Source organism: Priestia sp. P5_B4, from assembly GCF_056400385.1.
This window is the reverse complement of record NZ_JBFULJ010000778.1, coordinates 1-1813: the sequence shown is the minus strand read 5'-3', so window position 1 is coordinate 1813 and position 1813 is coordinate 1. Positions and strand designations below refer to the sequence as shown.

2 protein-coding genes are annotated in these 1813 nt (G+C 40.7%); both read right to left on the bottom strand.

Features of this window, described 5'->3' with window-relative positions; all coding sequences use genetic code 11:
* Window positions 1-50 precede the first annotated feature (50 nt).
* Window positions 51-482, bottom strand: a complete 432-nt coding sequence (locus AC1DRF_RS25865; RefSeq protein ID WP_013057382.1) for a YwqH-like family protein — start codon at window positions 480-482, stop codon at window positions 51-53.
* Window positions 483-818: 336 nt separating this feature from the next.
* Window positions 819-1813 (bottom strand): MATE family efflux transporter (locus AC1DRF_RS25860; RefSeq protein ID WP_477742060.1); only part of this gene is annotated, 995 nt, incomplete at its 5' end.

The following is a 1813-nucleotide window of genomic DNA, read 5'->3' as shown; positions in this document are numbered from 1 at the left end:
GCTGACTGCTTCAAGCTTTTTGATAACGTCAGCGTGATCAAGCTTAATTGTCATGAAAACAGCCCCCTTCTAATTTCACTAATCTTGTTTTCTACTGCGTCATAGGCTTCTTCACCTTTAGCTAATAAAGAATCCGCTTCTCCAATAACGGCGTTCAAGCCGCTCAAAGCTCCTTTTTCAGCTTCTAGCGCCCATATCTTTGTTTCAATTTCACGAATATATCCATCGTAATCACCGTCTAAAATGCCTTTTATGTTGTCGTAGGCTGCCGTACGTTTTTCGTCAAAATCATCCGATAACGTACCCGTCCATTTGTCTCCCAGCTCAGGCTTTTTGATGTGTTCAATTTCTTTTAATGAAACAGCTTGTTCATGCTCAATTTTACTTTTAGCCGTTCTTAGCTTAGAAATTTTCCCTTCTACATCTGAGACTCTTCCAGATACTTCACCCAGCAGTCCGTCTAATACGCTTCCTAACCCCATATCGTTCCTCCTGTTCCGCACATTTCGAGTTTAATCCAATAATTATAAGTATAAAATTTGTCTCATTATAGCTAAATAGGAAAAAACTCTCTTTTTTATACTTCTAGTTTCATGAATTGAGATAAAAATGAAAAATAAGAGAAAAAAGACTCATGTCTAAATACGTTATCCAACCATATACCGTTATCTAAAACAAAGAATAAGTAGAATAAAACCATTCCTTTGTACCTGTACCCGTTTTTTCCCACAAATTAAAGCTTTTTGCGTAAAAAGACCAACTTCACTTCGTTTTTTCACACAGCAAAAAACCTCTGCACATCCTGCAGAGGTTTTGTTTTATACTTGAACCGGCGTTGGTTCTTCAGCTGTTTGTTCGTGCTGTATAAGTCCGTAGTTTTCCCATGCTCGGCTTTTCCAGCGGAAAAACATAATAACTGCGCGCGTCCATTCATCGGCTGCGATGGCAAGCCAAATGCCAGCGAGCCCCATGTCTAAATGGAAAACGAAGAAATAACCGAGTGGCAAGCTCATCATGACCATCGACATCGCACCAATTAACACCGGATATTTGGCATCTCCCGCTGCCCGCAGCGAGTTAATCAGCACAATGTTCATCGTTCTTCCCGTTTCAAGCACAATGCTCAGAAGCAGCACCGTCGCCCCAAGCTCAATGATATGCGGATTGTCTGTAAACACGCTAATCAGCTGTGTTCTGAATGTCATCACAAGAACAACCATCATCATCGTTACGGCACTGGCCCATTTGACGCTTTTCCATACGCGATGGTACGCTTCATCTTTTTCGTTTCCGCCTACTAAACGGCCGACAATAATCGCTGTACCCATTCCAATTGCAATGGCAAATAAGTAAATGAACATTGAAATATTCATCGCGTACTGTCTCGCAGCAAGTGATTCTGCTCCTAGGTAGGTTGCATAGTATAAAAAGACAATTTGACAGCCTTGATACATCACTTGTTCAAAAGCCGACGGAATACCAATTTTTAAAATTTTACCGATATATTCTTTTGAAAGCGTAATGTAGTATTGAAATTTCACTCTATATTCCATCACTTGATACAGCAGCCAAAAGAACACAATAAGGGCAACGAATCGGCTGAACGCAGATGAAATCGCTGCTCCTTGCACGCCCATTTCCGGAAAGCCGAACTTTCCGAAGATTAAAGCATAGTTTCCTGCAATATGAAAAATGTTCATTCCAAGTGAAACAAACATTGCCTGCTTAGTAAAGCCATGTACGCGAATAATCGCTGCAAGAGAGTTAATAATCGCTTGAAGAAAAATAGCTCCTCCGACGATGGATAAATAGC

Bases quoted from the DNA above. Each gene is read 5' to 3' on its own strand.
- AC1DRF_RS25865 (WP_013057382.1), bottom strand. From the start codon at position 482: ATGGGGTTAGGAAGCGTATTAGACGGACTGCTGGGTGAAGTATCTGGA.